The sequence below is a fragment of the Bacillus atrophaeus genome (assembly GCF_001584335.1).
GTDB classification, from domain to species: domain Bacteria; phylum Bacillota; class Bacilli; order Bacillales; family Bacillaceae; genus Bacillus; species Bacillus atrophaeus.
The window spans coordinates 389,303-407,076 of the sequence record NZ_LSBB01000018.1; the positions used below are offsets into that span (position 1 = coordinate 389,303).

20 protein-coding genes, 2 pseudogenes and 1 riboswitch are annotated in these 17,774 nt (G+C 40.2%); of the genes and pseudogenes, 17 read left to right on the top strand and 5 right to left on the bottom strand.

All coding sequences use genetic code 11. The features are described 5' to 3' along the window. Positions 1 to 112: 112 nt before the first annotated feature. The 3 genes and pseudogenes from AXI57_RS10830 (at position 113) to AXI57_RS10840 (ending at position 3,213) form a co-directional block, all read left to right on the top strand. A complete protein-coding gene (locus tag AXI57_RS10830) occupies positions 113 to 544 on the top strand; it encodes a peptidylprolyl isomerase (protein WP_061670058.1) in 432 nt (143 codons plus the stop codon). Positions 545 to 754: 210 nt separating this feature from the next. Next, a pseudogene (locus AXI57_RS10835) lies at positions 755 to 1,251 on the top strand (hypothetical protein). Positions 1,252 to 1,806: 555 nt separating this feature from the next. Then, entirely contained in the window at positions 1,807 to 3,213 is a 1,407-nt protein-coding gene (locus AXI57_RS10840) for a right-handed parallel beta-helix repeat-containing protein (protein WP_061670059.1), read from the top strand. A gap of 307 nt (positions 3,214 to 3,520) precedes the next feature. On the opposite strand, the gene AXI57_RS10845 is transcribed toward AXI57_RS10840, so the two are convergent. The 3 genes and pseudogenes from AXI57_RS10845 to AXI57_RS22040 form a co-directional block, all read right to left on the bottom strand. After that, the gene (locus tag AXI57_RS10845) at positions 3,521 to 3,976 is read right to left on the bottom strand and encodes a YfmQ family protein (RefSeq protein WP_061670060.1); all 456 of its coding nucleotides are present in this window, start codon (positions 3,974 to 3,976) and stop codon (positions 3,521 to 3,523) included. 724 nt (positions 3,977 to 4,700) lie between these two features. Next, complete coding sequence (locus AXI57_RS10850; RefSeq protein WP_238380180.1) at positions 4,701 to 5,519, bottom strand: hypothetical protein; 819 nt, start codon at positions 5,517 to 5,519, stop codon at positions 4,701 to 4,703. A gap of 266 nt (positions 5,520 to 5,785) precedes the next feature. Beyond that, positions 5,786 to 6,019 (bottom strand): annotated as a pseudogene (locus AXI57_RS22040) (hypothetical protein); the annotation flags it as partial. A 473-nt stretch (positions 6,020 to 6,492) separates the two neighbouring features. On the opposite strand from AXI57_RS22040, the gene AXI57_RS10855 reads away from it, so the two are divergent. The 9 genes from AXI57_RS10855 (at position 6,493) to ribT (ending at position 13,057) form a co-directional block, all read left to right on the top strand. Continuing rightward, a complete protein-coding gene (locus tag AXI57_RS10855; RefSeq protein WP_004429658.1) occupies positions 6,493 to 6,693 on the top strand; it encodes a cold-shock protein in 201 nt (66 codons plus the stop codon). Between the two features lie 557 nt (positions 6,694 to 7,250). Further along, positions 7,251 to 7,457, top strand: a complete 207-nt coding sequence (locus tag AXI57_RS10860) for a zinc ribbon domain-containing protein (protein WP_004429659.1) — start codon at positions 7,251 to 7,253, stop codon at positions 7,455 to 7,457. 113 nt (positions 7,458 to 7,570) lie between these two features. Beyond that, positions 7,571 to 8,125 (top strand): signal peptidase I sipS, encoded by a 555-nt coding sequence (sipS, locus tag AXI57_RS10865; RefSeq protein WP_061670061.1) that lies wholly within the window; start codon positions 7,571 to 7,573, stop codon positions 8,123 to 8,125. A 242-nt stretch (positions 8,126 to 8,367) separates the two neighbouring features. Continuing rightward, the gene (locus AXI57_RS10870; protein ID WP_004429661.1) at positions 8,368 to 8,712 is read left to right on the top strand and encodes a hypothetical protein; all 345 of its coding nucleotides are present in this window, start codon (positions 8,368 to 8,370) and stop codon (positions 8,710 to 8,712) included. Positions 8,713 to 8,832: 120 nt separating this feature from the next. Next, positions 8,833 to 8,978: riboswitch (FMN riboswitch) on the top strand. A gap of 133 nt (positions 8,979 to 9,111) precedes the next feature. Continuing rightward, complete coding sequence (gene ribD, locus AXI57_RS10875) at positions 9,112 to 10,203, top strand: bifunctional diaminohydroxyphosphoribosylaminopyrimidine deaminase/5-amino-6-(5-phosphoribosylamino)uracil reductase RibD (protein WP_061670062.1); 1,092 nt, start codon at positions 9,112 to 9,114, stop codon at positions 10,201 to 10,203. A 10-nt stretch (positions 10,204 to 10,213) separates the two neighbouring features. After that, a complete protein-coding gene (gene ribE, locus AXI57_RS10880; RefSeq protein WP_061670063.1) occupies positions 10,214 to 10,861 on the top strand; it encodes a riboflavin synthase in 648 nt (215 codons plus the stop codon). Between the two features lie 14 nt (positions 10,862 to 10,875). Continuing rightward, on the top strand, positions 10,876 to 12,072 hold the full coding sequence (locus AXI57_RS10885; protein ID WP_061670064.1) for a bifunctional 3,4-dihydroxy-2-butanone-4-phosphate synthase/GTP cyclohydrolase II: 1,197 nt from the start codon (positions 10,876 to 10,878) through the stop codon (positions 12,070 to 12,072). Between the two features lie 30 nt (positions 12,073 to 12,102). Then, positions 12,103 to 12,567 carry a 6,7-dimethyl-8-ribityllumazine synthase gene (gene ribH, locus AXI57_RS10890; RefSeq protein ID WP_004429671.1) on the top strand — a complete coding sequence of 155 codons (465 nt, stop codon included), beginning with the start codon at positions 12,103 to 12,105 and terminating at the stop codon, positions 12,565 to 12,567. A 115-nt stretch (positions 12,568 to 12,682) separates the two neighbouring features. Continuing rightward, complete coding sequence (gene ribT, locus AXI57_RS10895; RefSeq protein ID WP_004429673.1) at positions 12,683 to 13,057, top strand: GNAT family N-acetyltransferase RibT; 375 nt, start codon at positions 12,683 to 12,685, stop codon at positions 13,055 to 13,057. Positions 13,058 to 13,072: 15 nt separating this feature from the next. Here the strand turns inward: ribT and AXI57_RS10900 are convergent, their stop codons facing one another. Continuing rightward, the gene (locus tag AXI57_RS10900) at positions 13,073 to 13,597 is read right to left on the bottom strand and encodes a DUF309 domain-containing protein (protein ID WP_061670065.1); all 525 of its coding nucleotides are present in this window, start codon (positions 13,595 to 13,597) and stop codon (positions 13,073 to 13,075) included. 91 nt (positions 13,598 to 13,688) lie between these two features. Further along, positions 13,689 to 13,784, bottom strand: coding sequence for a YjcZ family sporulation protein (locus AXI57_RS10905; RefSeq protein WP_072053263.1), 96 nt, complete (start codon positions 13,782 to 13,784; stop codon positions 13,689 to 13,691). Positions 13,785 to 13,991: 207 nt separating this feature from the next. Between AXI57_RS10905 and AXI57_RS10910 the strand changes: the two genes are divergently transcribed. The 5 genes from AXI57_RS10910 to spmA all read left to right on the top strand — a co-directional run bounded on the left by AXI57_RS10910 (position 13,992) and on the right by spmA (position 17,772). Then, positions 13,992 to 14,747, top strand: coding sequence for a segregation/condensation protein A (locus AXI57_RS10910; protein ID WP_061670066.1), 756 nt, complete (start codon positions 13,992 to 13,994; stop codon positions 14,745 to 14,747). Then, positions 14,737 to 15,330 carry an SMC-Scp complex subunit ScpB gene (gene scpB, locus AXI57_RS10915; protein ID WP_061572939.1) on the top strand — a complete coding sequence of 198 codons (594 nt, stop codon included), beginning with the start codon at positions 14,737 to 14,739 and terminating at the stop codon, positions 15,328 to 15,330. The genes AXI57_RS10910 and scpB overlap by 11 nt, the downstream gene beginning before the upstream one ends. Before the next feature lie 49 nt (positions 15,331 to 15,379). Beyond that, entirely contained in the window at positions 15,380 to 15,919 is a 540-nt protein-coding gene (locus AXI57_RS10920) for a YpuI family protein (protein ID WP_010789092.1), read from the top strand. Between the two features lie 123 nt (positions 15,920 to 16,042). Further along, on the top strand, positions 16,043 to 17,194 hold the full coding sequence (locus AXI57_RS10925; RefSeq protein ID WP_061670067.1) for a D-alanyl-D-alanine carboxypeptidase family protein: 1,152 nt from the start codon (positions 16,043 to 16,045) through the stop codon (positions 17,192 to 17,194). Continuing rightward, on the top strand, positions 17,182 to 17,772 hold the full coding sequence (gene spmA, locus AXI57_RS10930) for a spore maturation protein SpmA (RefSeq protein WP_061670068.1): 591 nt from the start codon (positions 17,182 to 17,184) through the stop codon (positions 17,770 to 17,772). The genes AXI57_RS10925 and spmA overlap by 13 nt, the downstream gene beginning before the upstream one ends. The last annotated feature ends 2 nt before the right edge of the window (positions 17,773 to 17,774 follow it).

Consider the following 17,774-nt stretch of genomic DNA (forward strand, 5'->3'; position numbering starts at 1 on the left):
GTTTTCAACCGAGAGGTATGGTATAATAGCCGCGAAAAGGAGAGAACTTGCAGCAAATAAATACATAAAGATCTCCTTTAAAAATCTTAAAATAAAGAAAGTGGGCATACAATTGAAAACAGGTTACTTTTTATTAGAAGACGGCAATAAAATCGAATTTGAACTATATCCGGAAGAAGCGCCGGGAACTGTTGCAAACTTTGAGAAGCTTGCAAACGAAGGATTTTATGACGGTGTGACTTTTCACCGAGTCATTCCAGGTTTCGTAAGCCAGGGCGGTGACCCAACAGGAACAGGAGCAGGCGGCCCAGGATACACCATCAAATGTGAAACAGAAGGAAATCCGCACACACATGAAGCGGGCGCACTATCTATGGCTCACGCAGGAAAAGACACAGGCGGAAGCCAATTCTTCATCGTCCATGAGCCGCAGCCGCATCTAAACGGAGTACACACTGTTTTTGGCAAAGTGACAAGCGGTTTAGAACTTGCTAAAGGCATGTCTAATGGCGATGTAATGAAGGAAGTACGTGTACAAGGTTAATAAATCATGAGCTTATCCTATATAGGATAAGCTTTTTTATAAGGACTAACTGTATCGTGTACTGAATTTTCAGCATGTGATTTTAACGAGGATTCCTTTGGGAGTCCTTTTTTGATTTATGGGCTCTAATGTAAAAAAATAAATAAATGCAAAGTAAATTTCATTTAGGGACAAAATACTTTTGATAAACATAGAAGGGAGGTAATTGAGATGAAAAAAATGCGGTTTATTTCGTGTGTGATACTTGTCGTGAGCATCATGATACCCGCATTAGATACGAAAGCTTTAACTTTTAATGTCTTACCAATCAAACAAGTCACAAAACAATGGTCAGTTGAGGTTAGTAAAGCAAAGCAGATAAGAATGTATCATGGTCTGAAAAAGGGAAATATAATACTTATTCTATGGAAATCAAAAACGTTGGTAATGATGCAGCAACCGTTGAAATCCAAATGTATAGAAATGAACCAGATTCAACTACAAGGCTCTCACTTTTTGGCTGTCCTGATGGCAAGTGTAAAAAACAAATTGAGGATGCACAATCTCTTGCCAGGAGCTTGAATAACGGAAATTCTGTTCAATATCTCAACTTTATGCTAGCGGAGGAAGCAACAGAATTAGAAGTGGATATTATATGGACTCAGAAAGGGCAAGAAGGCAGAGATTTAAAAGAAACCTTTAGATTCACTGAAAATGGTGTCAATTAATCGAAAGCGGGCTGTCAAATCGACAGTCCTTTTCCGTATTTTAAAGCAGAAGAATATTAAGATTTCCTTTATCATACATATAAAGACGTTTTATTTATAAGGAAGGGACGAAATTGAAATTGGCAGCTATCCTCATGCTCATAGGGGGTTATGCAATTTTCATCGCCAAAAATGGAATTACAGTATTCGTCACAACTCTAAAATCAATGGCGCTCTTTGCGGCTGCAGCATAAACAGATGGTATGGATTAGCGTTGCTCTATGTTTTTGCCGGTATAATACCATTTTTGATTCTCTATACATTCGTAAGTTTTATTAAATCAAAACAAAAAAAACATTTTAATCATTTGAACTTTTAAATGGGTAGGCTGATAGAAGCTTGAGACTTTTTTATCAAAGTATAGTTACTATATGGATCATCTTCTATAATCATGCGATCAGTGCTTTGAGCAAGAAGTTGAGATTATGAATATAGTCTTTCAAACTATGTTTTTCCATAAATGGATAATGTATAATGGATAAAGCAATTCATCTTAAATAGAAATGAGAATCCAATATGAGAGTGATATTTTTTATTTTTTCTGTAATTGTTTTAACTTCTGTGATCACCGCCTTAGCTTATGATAAGTCGGGGGCCAATGAACAAGAACCAGTAAACAGCTTATACGTTTCTCCTGATGGAAATGATCAAAATGAAGGAACGAAAACAAAGCCGTTTCGCACACTGAAGCACGCGGCTGAAAAGGCTGTGGCCGGAACAACCGTATTGATTCGGAAAGGTATGTATAAAGAAACACTCGAAGTGAAGCATAGCGGTACCAATGGAAAGCCCATCACGTTCCGAAACTATCAAAATGAACAGGTCGTTATCAGCGGAGAATCCGCCGCGGATGAAGAATATGAAATACCATTAATTCAGATTAACAATAAGAATTACATCACAATCAGCGGTTTGAGGTTTGAGAATCTCTCTGTTTCATCGGAGGAAGCAACCGCTATGGGGATTTTTGTTACTGGCTCCAGCAGCCATATCACCATTCAGAAGAACCATGTTCGGAACATAAAGACGACAGCGGATGAAGGTAATGCTCACGGAATTGCGGTCTATGGAACGGGCAGCATGAAAGACATTAAGATCACGGATAATACGGTTGAAAAGCTGACGCTCGGAGCGAGTGAAGCGGTTGTGCTAAACGGAAACATTGACGGCTTCACGATTGCGGGGAATGTGGTGCGTGACAATAACAATATTGGTATCGATCTGATTGGATATGAAGGAACAGCGGATCAAAACGATTATGTGCGAAACGGCGTCGTAGAAAACAATACAGTTTATCATAACTCGACTTATGGAAATCCTGCTTACGGAGATGATTACTCCGCAGGCGGAATATACGTCGATGGAGGACAACATATTGAGATCAAGAAAAACACGGTTTACAACAACGATATCGGAATTGAAGCAACCTCTGAACACAAAGGAAAATATGCTGAGGATATTCAAATAACCGAAAACAAGGTGTACGATAATGCTTACACTGGTATTTCAATCGGAGGATACGACAAACAGAGGGGCGGCACCGTAAATTCTGTGATCGCGCACAACGTTATTTACCGCAATGACACAAAAGAGCTTTATGGCGGACAGCTGCTCTTACAGCATGATACAAAAGATAACAAAATCGAAAAAAACATTGTGACTGCAAGTGATTCGCGGGTATTTATCGCAAACGATTTTACGACAAACGAAGGTAATGTGGTGAATTACAACGTCTACCATAAGGAAGCTGATAAAGACGGCATATGGATTTGGAAAAAGCATGAATATGACTCGTTTTCAACGTATCAAAAAGCAACGAAAAACGATCTGGATTCTATTTATGCCGATCCGATGTATAGTAACGAAGCTTCTTATGATTTTACGCTAAAGCCGGATTCACCAGCACGTTCTATCATCGAGTAAGCTAAGGACATTTGTCAGCCAGAAAAAGGTGGTACTATGGCAAGATAGAAAAGATGTGCCAGTATTCAAGATGATTACCGTACCATGAGAAACTTCTGGAACAAATGCTGGAAGCAATCGAGGATGGAGTTGAATTAATGGTTGGGAATGATTGACCTGATCAGTTACTTTTCTTCAGAAATGGGAAACGGCATTTTTGCAAGAAAACCAAAGAAAAGCTTTAACTGGTAATCGAAAGAATGAAAGCTTGCCGCCAAAGTCCATTAATGGATTTGCCGGCAAGCTTTTTTGAAGCCTAATAAATCTTTTATGATCCTTTTAAACTAAAACCGGTTGCTGACATAGAACGTTTTTGAAGGTTATCAGAATGCAGACAATACGCGATTACTTTCTTCTTGTACTGTTTGACTACATCAACGTGATCGTTGTAACTGTACACAAATAACCTAACATCGTTTTTACCTTTTTTGGTATCAATGACCAATGGAGTCCCGTTGTTTTCTGGATGTAAATAACGCTGTTCGTCACCTGGATATATATAATACTTTTCCATAAATATAGCCTCGTTAAAAAAATCAAGAATTTGACTTTTCTCTTCACCTTCCAAGCGTTGGCCATTGATAGATAAGGTGGCATTCGCGTCACTAAGTTTTGAATGCACTGCAAATTTGCTGAGAAGCCATTCCACAACACCTGTTGGGAGAGACGTCAATAATATTTTAACAAGACTCATGAGAATTAACAGCACAATCGCCCATGACATGTTTATCCACTCCGTTACATTTTAAAGTAATATTCGTTTCTAATTTTATACTAGCATTAGGACGGGCTTTTGGTTTTGTACATTATGTGAAACTTGGTAATCGAGGAGTTTCTTTTACTTCAAAAGTTTGCAACTTTATTGTCATGTTGGTCTCTTTGTTTGCTCCTGCTTTTAACCCCTCCACAATACTTTTTTGAAAAGTAATAAATAAAACAGTAATGGGGATAGCAATGACTTGATGGTGGAATGAAACTTTTCTCTTTTGGATTCTACACAACAAAAAACGGTGTTTTAGTGAATAGCAATGCAGCCTGGTTAATTGGGGATAATGACTTCAGCTTCTCAAATGTGGCGGACATAAAATACAAAAATCATTTAAAACAGAAACCTAAAATATGCACAAAAGCTGATTCTCTACTCCCATTCAGGGGGATTAACTCCCATTGTATACTGAATTTCATCTGTAAAATCACTTAGTTCATATTGTAATATTGCAGTGATTATCACATTATTGAATGGTTTTATATTGAATCGTCGTGAAAATAAAAAGGCAAATAAGCAAATGCGCCCTTACTCTTCTGAACAACGTTTTGCATACATTTTGGATTCTTTTAATTTGATCTTTAATTAGATTTTGTTATTCAAATGAATATGAATTAGACCAAGAATTTAAAATTAGAAAAGGTAACTTTATATTGCTATTTTGTTGTTAATGGTTCTGTTATTAATTTAAAACAGAAAAGTTATTAATAACCCCATTTGGTTTTTTCCAGCGTTTTGCAAATTCTTTACTATGTCTAGTGTAAGAGTAGATTGTTCGTTCTTTAATTTCTCTTCCAGTCGATTCATCAGTGTATGACTTGGCTTTTGAATCAATCCCTAAAAAATAAACCTCTTTTCCATCAGATGAATACTGCGGAAATGATTGACTGAGTAATTTGAATCGCCCATTCTCTTTAAATAAAGGTTTGTATTTATTTGACCCCAAATCTAACTCATATACAGTTCTTACCTCATCATCTGATTCTGAGCCTGATGTAAATAAAACCTTGTCATCCTTTGGTGCAATTGCAACATCTTGTATAGATTTAGTTAGGCTTCCAATCTGTTTTGTTTGTTTTGAATCAATAATTGAAAAAATTGTTTTAGGGGGTTTTAACGGGTTTCCTGTTACATTTGCTTTTTCAACATTTTTCATATCTTCTGCTAAAGAATAATGTAAGACAATGTGATTATTCTTATGAGAATTGTACTGGAAAAAAGCTACATTTTGATCTTGGTTTGATTTATCAGGAAATATAATGGCGGTTTTTTTAGTACTCAAATTAAGTGAAGCTAAATGGAAGTTGCGATGGTTTGGTTGATTTACTCTCATATATAACGTTGTTTCGTCAGATGAGAGCTGCAGTTCGTCAGCGTAATCAATACTTTTGGTTACAATTTCTGCTCTGCCCGATTTTAATTCGAAACGTACAATATTTAGTTTTTTTTGTTCATCTCTTTTGGTGTAATATAATGTGCTTCTGTCTTTATTTAAAGTCATTGCAGGATATTCTGTCATTTTTTTCTTGATGGAGGATATTATCATTGAAGTAATAGGAAGTAATGAGGTGTTCATTCGTAAAAGAAATCAAAAGGTCAGGCTCTGAAATTTTTGATGTTACATGACTTGTATTACTGTTATATACATTTGAAAAAAAGATTAATATACTAACTAAACCCACAATAAATAAAGTGACCCACATTTTTTTGGTTTTCACGTTTACATCCACTTTTAAAAGAAGCAGGCAACTATGCCTGATATATAATTTAATAAGAATATTGCCCGGCCACGAGTCCTGTGTTAGTGCCATAACCTAAGGCTTGAAAAGCGGTAGGGCTTACATCTAGCACAGCTAAGGGTAACTTTCCTACATCCCATTTATAAACAGTAATCTGCTTTAAAGGCTTTGCATTTGATTTTGCGACTATCTTTGTTCCTTTAGGAGGGTTGTCGCCACCGATTTTAGTTGCACAATCCCAGTTTCCACGAACTTTTCCATTCTAGCATAATTATTACTTTATTTGGTTGAGTTTCTTTCGACATGATTCACATTTGAAATTACAGTTATTAAGGATCTTTTGGATATTTCATCCCCAACATCCGCTACCAGTAACCTGTATAATTAACTTAGTACAGTATATAATTGCTTGCTGAATCTCTATTGGATTTCCTTATCCAAGTTATTTGTGCAACTACAGTATTGATTCCTTGTGAGAGTAAGGGAAATGCTAGGGTTCGAAGAGTTTTAGTATAAATTATGAAAAGGATGTAAACCCCTTTTGGGCATTAGATAATCCATAACATGAAAAGTTAAAGATATGCGCTTGCTTTTTATTTTCTTTAATGGTATTATAAAGGTGAATTATTTTTGTTCGGTATCTAATGACAGACAGAGTATAATAACTTAACTTCTGGGTATAAAGAGCAGGGATAGTATTATAATGTGTGCTTTGCACACTGGGAGGCAACAAAAATGGAACAAGGTAAAGTAAAATGGTTTAACGCAGAAAAAGGATTTGGATTTATCGAACGCGAAGCTGGAGACGATGTATTCGTTCATTTCTCAGCTATTCAAGGAGAAGGATTCAAGTCTTTAGAAGAAGGCGAATCTGTTTCATTTGATGTTGAACAAGGCCAACGTGGACCACAAGCTTCAAACGTCCAAAAAGCATAATCCGTGTTCATATAAAAAGCAGGCTCAATAGAGCCTGCTTTTTTATTTGCACAAATAAAGGCATAAAAAAACCCTTGCTCACAATTTCTGAGCAAGGGGGCTAGAAGACAAACTAAAATGGTTGCATTCATCATAACATACTTTTGGATGAATGCAAAAAAATAATTGATAAATATGTGGGGTGAAGAATTCTATTAGAATGATGTTTCATTTTAGACCGATTCTTATCCGCGTGAGATGGATAGAGGAAAAGCCTATCGGGAATTGTTAACGCAGAGAAGTCGTATACGCTTTAGAAGGATATCTCGACATCATTTTTTTGCGTTATCGGCGTAAATTGATATAACATTTAAGTAGAGGTAAATTCAAAGCTCAAGTAACCCCTAGATGAACAGTAAGGTGAATACTTGTGTTCGCAAAAGACTTTGCAGAAACAATGCACTGCGCTTTGTTATCTATAGCGATTCGGCAGTGTTATGAATTTTCTAGGAAATAGTAAAAATTCCCTTATGTATAAAGAAAAATTGTTATAGAATAAAGAAAAGGAGTTTTACAAGATGGACAAAAAAGGCTGTTTAAAATGCGGAAGCACCGAGGCTGGACAAAAAGAAATAGCAACAACGGGAACCGGGTTCTCAAAATTATTCGATGTACAGAATAATCGCTTTCTGGTTGTTTACTGCAAAAACTGCGGATATTCAGAACTGTACAATAAAGCATCTTCAAAAGCCGGAAATATTCTTGATTTGTTTTTCGGCGGATAAGCATGCTGCCCACATTCCATGTCTTTCTAATGGGGAAGCCTGGGCATGAATTCTTTTGCGGCTCATGTTAAAATAAGACGGGATGACACCGCGAGTTTATTGGAGGAAAGCAGTTGAAAACAGAAAAAAAATCTAGAAAAAATTCAGTATTAGAATGGGCAAAAGCCATCATTATTGCTGTTGTATTAGCGCTTCTTATTCGAAATTTTTTATTTGCTCCGTATGTAGTTGACGGGAAATCAATGGACCCGACACTGCATAACCGTGAAAGGGTTTTTGTCAATATGACGGTCAAATACATCGGCGAATTTAAGCGCGGTGATATCATCGTTCTTAATGGAGATCATGTCCACTACGTCAAGCGGCTGATCGGGCTGCCGGGGGACACAGTAGAGATGAAAGACGACCAGCTTTATATCAATGGGAAAAAAGCAGCCGAGCCTTATCTTGCCGCCAATAAAAAGAAAGCAAAACAAGAAGGGGCGGCGAATTTAACCGCTGATTTCGGTCCGGTCAAAGTGCCTGATGATAAGTATTTCGTAATGGGGGATAATCGCTTAGACTCCATGGACAGCCGAAACGGACTCGGTCTCTTTACGAAAAAACAAATTGCCGGAACATCACAATTTGTCTTCTTTCCTTTCAACGAAATCCGTCAAACGAAGTAGAATGACAATCAGCTTTCAAAATAAGAAAGCTGATTTTTTATTTCCTTTTCTGAAACCTACACCCGTAAAACAGAACATAAATTCGTATATCTATTGAAAAGAAAATTTTGCAGAAATGTGAAACATATCCCCGTTATGTATCGTTATATTAATAATTTACGAGAAATAGCGGTTTTTTATTCATGAAAAAGAGGAATAACTCATAAGAATGAATAGATTCATATGTGCTGGAGGTTGTGAAGATGGGGAGAATAAAAACGAAGATTACCATTCTATTAGTGCTGCTGATCTTACTTGCAGGCGGTTATATGTACATAAATGACATTGAATTGAAGGATGTGCCGACGGCGATCGGACAAACCCTTTCCTCTGAAGAAGAAGAATATACGATCCATGAATATAAAATTATAAAAATTGACGGAACGGAATATTATGGTGAAGCGGATAATGGAACAAAAATTATATTCAACGGAAAAAAACTGGACCAAGACTTATCGGATATTAAAAAAGGGGACAAGGTCAAAGCATATTTCAGTAAATCAAAACGGATTGACGGTTTAATCAAGGTTGCAAAAGTGAATGATTAACGAAGAAAACACCTTTTTTAACAAAAGGTGTTTCTTTGTTTTCTCAAATTGTAAGTTTATTTCATTGCGTACTCTCGGAAGGATCGTTATAATAGCCACTAAGGACAAAAAAATATCGATTGTATCCTTCGGGGCTGGGTGGAAATCCCGACCGGCGGTAGTAAAGCCAATGCGCTTTAGAGCCCGTGACCCGTGTGCTTATGCATACGGTGGATTCAGTTATAAGCTGAAGCCGACAGTGAAAGTCTGGATGGGAGAAGGATGAAAGACAGCTATGCAAAAGAATGAAAAACGCATAGTGTTATTTCGTATGGTTAAAAAATGGACAGCCCCGAATTTATTTTAAAATTCGGGGCTTTTTGACGGCCAAATTCACAATAGAGAAAGGAGGGAAAATGAATGGAAGAGTATTACATGAATACGGCGTTAGAGCTTGCAAAGCAAGGCGAAGGCCAAACCGGTTCTAATCCGCTTGTTGGCGCTGTCGTTGTAAAAAACGGCGAAATTGTCGGGATGGGCGCTCATTTAAAGTACGGTGAAGCGCATGCGGAAGTCCATGCCATAAAAATGGCGGGAAAACACGTAAAAGATGCTGACATCTATGTCACTCTGGAACCATGCAGCCATTACGGAAAAACGCCTCCTTGCGCCGAGCTGATTATAACATCAGGCATTAAAAGAGTCTTTGTTGCGATGAGAGATCCAAATCCCCTAGTGGCGGGAAAGGGAATCAGCATGATAAAGGCTGCGGGCATTGAAGTGAAAGAAGGCATTCTGGCAGATCAGGCAGAAAAGCTGAACGAAAAATTTCTTCACTACATGCGTACCGGGCTTCCGTACGTTACGTTAAAAGCAGCTGCAAGCCTTGACGGAAAGACAGCCACAAGTACAGGCGACAGCAAATGGATTACCTCAGAGGCGGCCAGACAGGATGCCCAGCAATACCGGAAAACACATCAAAGCATTCTTGTCGGAGTCGGTACAGTGAAAGCAGATAATCCAAGCTTAACCTGCAGGCTTCCGAACACAGTAAAACAGCCCGTCAGAGTCATTCTTGATACGAGCCTTACCATTCCTGAAGAAGCAAATGTAATCCAAGATCAAGCGGCACCGACATGGATTTTTACAACGTCGCAAGCGGACGCGGAAAAGAGAAAACGCCTTTCTGATTTCGGAGTGAAAATATTCACACTGGAAACCGGACATATCCATATTCCCGATGTGCTGAAGATTCTCGCAGAAGAAGGCATTATGTCGGTTTATGTTGAAGGCGGGGCCGCTGTTCACGGAAGCTTTGTCAAGGAAGGCTGCTACCAAGAAATCATCTTCTATATTGCCCCTAAACTAATCGGAGGAACGCATGCTCCCAGCTTGATCTCCGGTGAAGGCTTTCAATCGATGAAAGATGTCCCCTTATTACAATTCACTGCAATTACCCATATTGGTCAAGATATAAAACTGGAAGCAAAACCAAAACCTGTACATGAGTAGGATGGTGACAATGTTCACAGGAATAATTGAAGAAACAGGCACAATTGAGTCCATGAAAAAGGCAGGCCTTTCTATGGCTCTGACGATTAAGTGTTCACACATATTAGATGATGTAAAACTCGGCGACAGCATTGCGGTTAACGGCATTTGTCTCACCGTCACTGCGTTTACGAAAACTCAATTTACGGTTGATGTGATGCCGGAAACGATAAAATCTACCTCTTTAAACGGTTTATCTAAAGGAAGCAAAGTCAATCTGGAAAGAGCAATGGCGGCAAACGGGCGTTTCGGCGGACATTTTGTTTCCGGACATGTGGACGGAACGGCGGAAATCACGCGTATCGAAGAAAAAAGCAACGCTGTATATTATGATCTGAAGATGGACCCTTCTTTAACGAAGACTCTTGTATTAAAAGGCTCCATCACTGTTGACGGCGTCAGTTTAACAATTTTCGGGTTGACGGAAGACCAAGTGACAGTGTCGATTATCCCGCATACCATCAGCGAGACGATTTTTTCAACAAAGGCGATCGGCAGTACGGTGAATATCGAATGCGATATGATCGGAAAATATATGTACCGCTTTTTACACAAAGCTGATCAAAAAAAGAATGACCAATCCATTACAAAAGCGTTCTTAAGCGAGAATGGTTTTTAGAGAGGAAGATTAACATGTTTCATCCGATAGAAGAAGCATTAGACGCTTTAAAAAAGGGCGAAGTCATTATTGTAGTAGATGATGAAGACAGAGAAAACGAAGGTGATTTTGTGGCGCTGGCCGAGCATGCCACACCGGAAGTCATTAATTTCATGGCAACCCACGGGAGAGGGCTGATCTGCACGCCTTTGGAAGAAAACATCGCCAATAAGCTTGATCTTCACCCGATGGTTGACCATAATACAGATTCACACCATACAGCTTTTACGGTAAGTATTGACCACCGTCTTACAAAAACGGGAATCAGCGCGCAGGAAAGATCGCTTACTGTTAAAGCGCTCCTTGACAGCCAAGCGGTTCCGACTGACTTTCAGCGCCCTGGTCACATTTTTCCCTTAATTGCGAAAAAGGGCGGCGTGCTCAAAAGAGCGGGTCACACAGAAGCAGCGGTTGATTTAGCAAAAGCCTGCGGTTCACAAGGAGCAGGCGTTATTTGCGAAATTATGAATGAAGACGGAACAATGGCGAGAGTGCCCGAACTGATTGAAATTGCCAAGCAGCATCAGCTGAAAATGATTACAATCAAGGCATTGATCGAGTACCGCTACAACTTAACAACACTCGTAGAGCGGGAAGTGCAAATCAGTCTGCCGACAGATTTCGGCACATTTAAAGTATACGGGTATACAAACGAAATAGACGGCAAAGAGCACGTGGCGCTCGTCATGGGAGAAGAGCCGTTTGATGAAGAGCCTGTGCTGGTCAGGGTGCATTCTGAATGTCTCACAGGAGATGTGTTTGCCTCACACCGATGTGATTGCGGTCCGCAGCTTCATGCAGCGCTTGCACAGATTTCTGAAGCGGGGCGCGGCGTTCTGCTATACCTGCGCCAAGAAGGACGGGGAATCGGCTTAATCAATAAATTAAAAGCGTACAAGCTTCAGGAAGAAGGCTATGATACAGTCGAAGCCAACGAAGCGCTCGGCTTCTTGCCTGACTTGCGCAACTATGGTATCGGTGCGCAAATATTACGCGATCTGGGTGTCCGTGAAATGAAACTGCTGACAAATAACCCCCGGAAAATTGCCGGGCTTGAAGGCTATGGCTTGCAAATTGCTGAAAGAGTGCCGTTGCAAATGGAGGCAAAAGAGCATAATAAAAAATATTTGGAAACAAAAATGGATAAACTAGGACATTTACTTCATTTCTAAAACAAACTCACAAAAAAGGATGGGAATCATATGAATATTATACAAGGAAATTTAGTTGGCACAGGTCTTAAAATCGGAATCGTCGTAGGAAGATTTAATGATTTTATCACAAGCAAGCTGTTAAGCGGTGCGGAGGACACTTTACTGAGACACGGAGTAGATACAAATGATATCGATGTGGCTTGGGTGCCGGGTGCATTTGAAATTCCGTTTGCAGCAAAAAAAATGGCGGAAACAAAAAAATACGATGCGATTATCACACTCGGAACCGTTATCCGGGGCGCTACGACTCATTATGATTATGTTTGCAACGAAGCCGCCAAAGGTATCGCGCAAGCAGGAAATACAACAGGAGTGCCGGTCATTTTTGGAATTGTCACTACGGAGACCATTGAGCAGGCGATTGAACGCGCTGGCACAAAAGCAGGGAATAAAGGTTCTGATTGCGCCGTATCTGCCATAGAAATGGCAAATTTAAACCGCTCATTTGAATAATTTGTTGAAAAGAGTTTAAAAACATGGCGAAAATGATATAATGTGAGAAAGCGGATCACCTTTATTCATCCGTTTGACAGACAAGACTGGATATTTTGGATATAGAGGGGTTTTTATGTTAATTCGTTATAAGAAATCGTTTGAAAAGATTGCGATGGGGCTTCTTTCATTCATGCCGAATGAAAAAGATCTTAAGCAGCTTCAGCAGACAATTAAGGCCTACGAAACGGATACTGACCGCCAGCTCTTTCTTTGGAAAGAGGATGAGGACATTGTCGGAGCAATCGGAGTCGAAAAAAAAGATTCTGAAGTCGAAATCCGGCATATCAGTGTAAATCCTTCTCATCGCCATCAAGGAATCGGAAAACAAATGATGGATGCATTAAAGCATTTGTTTAAAACACAAGTACTGGTTCCGAATGAATTAACGCAGAGCTTTTTTGAACGCTGTCAACATCAAAAAGATCAAGACATCACATATAATAATTAAGCAGAGGCTGCAGTGTTAGCCTCTGCTTTTTTTTCTGCGTTCGATTTCTTGTTCTCGTTTAAGAATGACATCTGTCCGATCACGCAAGCGGTGTTTATTTACAAGATAGGTATCGGTAAGTACGCTGGGCTGGCCCCATGTGTAAGACTTGCGCTGACACTGCTTGCGGCAAGCTTCTGCCAAGTGCTTGTCCTTCATCGGCAGCATGATGCTCTCGTATGAAGCTCCCGTGTTGATCCGTTCATACAATGACTGCATGAGCTCCATTAAGCGTGTATAGTCAAGCCCGAGAGCTTCCACCGCCGGCTTTTCTGCCTGGAGAATGCGGATGCTGTTTGCAAGAAGGCGCTTTGCCCCACGCATATTAGACCTCCGCTGATGATACAAGGCAACGGCAAGCTGAATAAACCCTACCCAATATTGCTTCCGTTCTTCCGGAGGATCTTCTTTCCAGTATTCTTCTAATATTTCATGGCACTCAAAATAATCGCGTGTAGCGTGAAATTCAATGAGGAAATCAATATATGCTTTTGGATACAAGACGCTTCCCCCTTTCTCTCTCCTCAGTGTACCATAGGAAAAATAAAAGGAAAAAGGAGCGTCCTCACTCGAACGCTCGTAGTCCTGTGTTCTAGCAAATCCAGGCAGCTCCTACGATAATCAGCAAAATGAACAAGACGACAATTAATGCAAAGCTGCCGCTGAATCCTTTTTCTCCCATGGACATTCAGCCTCCCTTTCTTCTTTATACATGGGTATCTTATGTGTGTTCGCCTTCTTGTGTATAGGCGATTATCTTATCTTTCAGTATTTTCTGTACAAATTGTTTGGAAATCACGTAATAAATAGTATTGGACGAGAGCTTTTGGGTGGCTTATACTAAAGGGTAGCCAGTTTTTCCGGCAATGAAAGTGATACTGAAAATGGTGAGATGATGTTAGAATATCAAGTGAAAATTGATTCGTTTGAAGGGCCTTTGGACCTGCTGCTTCATTTAATAAATCGTCTTGAAATTGACATATACGATATACCTGTGGCAAAAATCACTGAACAATATTTATTATATGTACATACGATGCGTGAGCTTGAGCTTGATATTGCCAGCGAATATTTAGTCATGGCCGCAACGCTGCTCAGCATCAAAAGCAGGATGCTGCTTCCGAAACAAGAGGAAGAGCTGTTTGAAGATGAATTACTTGAAGAAGAAGATCCGCGTGAGGAACTGATTGAAAAGCTAATTGAGTATAGAAAATACAAAGATGCGGCGAAAGATTTAAAGGAACGGGAAGAAGAGAGACAAAAATCCTTTACAAAACCGCCGAGTGACTTGAGCGAGTATGCAAAAGAAGTGAAACAAACAGAACAAAAGCTGTCAGTTACCGTTTATGATATGCTCGGCGCTTTTCAAAAAGTGTTAAACCGAAAAAAAATAGCAAGGCCGACGGAAACGACCATTACAAGACAAGAAATACCGATAGAAGACAGAATGAACGAAATAATGAAAAGCTTGAAAACAACCGGAACGAGAATCAATTTTATGGCGCTTTTTCCGTATGAACAAAAAGAACACTTAGTCGTTACTTTTTTAGCAGTTCTCGAGCTGATGAAAAATCAGCTGATCCAAATTGAACAGGAGCAAAATTTTTCAGATATTTACATTACGGGGAGTGAATCCATTCATGGAGCTTGACATCGTGAAATGGAAAGCAATAGTAGAAGCCCTGCTGTATGCGGCGGGTGATGAAGGACTGACTAAAAAGCAGCTGTTGACTGTGCTTGATATAGAGGAAGCAGAGCTGCAAGATATTATGGCGGACGTGGCCGGCGAATATCGTAAGGACGATAGAGGAATCGAATTAATTGAATTTGCGGATACGTATATGCTTTCTACTAAGAAAGAGTTTGCGGCGTATTTAAAAAAGCTTATCGAGGTACCGTCAAAAGGCCTTTCTCAAGCTTCTCTGGAGGTATTGGCGATTGTATCGTATAAACAGCCGATTACGAGAGCGGAGATTGAAGATATCAGAGGTGTGAAATCAGAACGGATTCTGCACAGCCTAGTCTCAAAGGCGCTTTTATGTGAAGTCGGACGGGCCGATGGACCCGGGCGCGCGATTTTGTACGGCACAACGGCAACTTTTTTGGAACAATTCGGCTTGAAAACGCTGGACGAGCTTCCTCCGCTGCCTGAAAATGCGGAAGAAGACGTGTTCCAAGAAGAAGCTGATTTGTTTTTTGAAAACTTTAACCAAACATTCGAGGATATAAAATAGAAGATTATTTTTGCTTTTTCATCATACGATAGTAAAGAAAAGGCCAGTGATGAAAGAAGCAGAACAAGATGCACAAAGATATGAGGGGAAGGTAACGAACGGAATGGGAAATTCGATGGTGAAAACCCAGACTAAGGAAACCGGCGAATTCTTATCAAAGGTTGTCACAACCGTCAACAATTATTTAAATCAAACCACTTTATCATCTATGCAGGCCGATTTGCCTCTTGAGGAGGAATATTGCCGAGATGTGCTCAGTACGCTGAGAAGGATGTCAGTATTTTGTGAAGGAGGCGCTGAAGCATGCCGCCTGCTTCTTCACCATGAGCCATTTCAGGATAAAAGAGCGGAAAACACGCTGTACAAAGTGTATCATCAGTGTATTGAAGAATTTTTTATGCCGAAAAAAGATACATGGTTTGAAAATAGCCGGGCAGCCTACACCGGTAATAGCGCGATCCAATTTTATCAGGCTGTGCCTGCCTCTCTGCAGGAATTATTGACGGCTCTCAGCCCCGATTTCCTGCATATGCGGGAAGAATTGGCGCACTATGAAACGTCAGGATCAAACATGGCGCAAATCAGATAAGATGAACTCTCCCTTAAAAGGAGAGTTTTTTATTGTTGAAAAGGGCCTGACAAACAATTGGTATTCATAACTGCTGGACATGCGCATAAACTTGTACAAACCACAACAAGGACGTGAGCAAACATGCGCTTTCTGAAAAAAGCTGCCGTAATCATTCTGGTCACTGCTTTTCTACTCACCTTTATTAAAGAGCATAAAGCATATGCAGCAATAAATGTCAGCGCAAAAAGCGCTATTGTCATTGACGGTGCGTCAGGCAGAGTGTTATTTGCTAAAGACGAGCACGAAAAACGGCGAATTGCGAGCATAACAAAGATCATGACGGCCGTTCTCGCCATAGAATCAGGAAAAATGGAAGAGACTGTGACAGTGTCGGCAAACGCGGTCAGAACGGAAGGTTCAGCCATCTTTTTAAAAGAAGGACAAAAGGTAAAGCTGAAAGATCTTGTATATGGGCTGATGCTGCGTTCAGGCAATGATGCGGCTGCGGCCATTGCCGAACATGTCGGAGGAAGCCTAGGCGGATTTGTGTATATGATGAACCAAAAAGCTGAGCAGATCGGCATGGAAAATACACGTTTTCAAAACCCTCACGGACTCGATGACCATGAGAATCATTACTCAACAGCCTATGATATGGCGATTTTAACCAAATACGCCATGAAGCTGAAAGACTATCAAACCATTTCAGGTACTAAAGTGTATAAAGCGGAAACGATGGAAAGCGTATGGAAGAATAAAAACAAGCTTCTGACAGGACTTTACCAATACAGCACAGGCGGTAAAACAGGCTATACGAAGCTTGCGAAGCGGACGCTGGTCTCGACCGCATCAAAAGATGGCACAGACTTAATTGCAGTCACCATTAATGACCCTAACGATTGGGATGATCATATGAATATGTTTGAGTATGTATTTAATCATTATAAAACCTACATTGTCGCAAAAAAAGGAGACATTCCAAAGCTCAAAGAAACCTTTTATGGCAGCCGCGCTTTTATAAAACGAGATGTTACTTATTTACTCAATGAAGCTGAAAAAGACGAAGTGAAAATTAATACAACCCTGCTCAAGCCGAAAAAAGCATGGAAAAAGGATCGCTCAGCCATTCCTGATGTTGTCGGACAAATGACGGTCACCATTAATGACGAAACCATAGTGAAATTGCCGATCTATTATGAAAATGAACGGAATAAAAAACCGAAAAAACGCTTCTTTGAAACCTTCAAAGCAATTTTCTCGAATGCGGCTGGCGGGTCAGAATGGTCAATTTAATTTGGGTCGGCTTAACTGTGATCGGGCTTGTGTTCGCAATGTGCAACGGGACCCTTCAAGAGGTGAATGAAGCTGTTTTTAAAGGGGCAAAAGAGGCCGTTACGATCTCACTCGGACTCATGAGCGTCCTTGTCTTCTGGCTCGGCTTGATGAAGATAGCTGAACAGTCCGGGCTGCTTGATATCTTCAGCCGTATGTGCAGGCCGTTTATATCAAAGCTGTTTCCAGATATTCCGCCGGATCATCCCGCAATGGGCTACATCTTATCAAATCTCATGGCCAACTTTTTCGGTCTGGGCAATGCGGCGACACCGCTTGGCATAAAAGCGATGGAACAAATGAAAAAGCTGAATGGCAACCGTTCTGAAGCAAGCCGCTCAATGATCACGTTTCTGGCCGTTAATACATCGAGTATTACTCTCATTCCGACAACAGTGATTGCAGTCCGAATGGCTTATTCTTCAAAGGCGCCGACTGATATTGTCGGCCCCACTATTTTGGCGACTCTTATCTCAGGCATCGGCGCCATCCTGATCGACCGTTATTTTTATTATCGCCGGAAAAAGAAGGGGAGATGAGC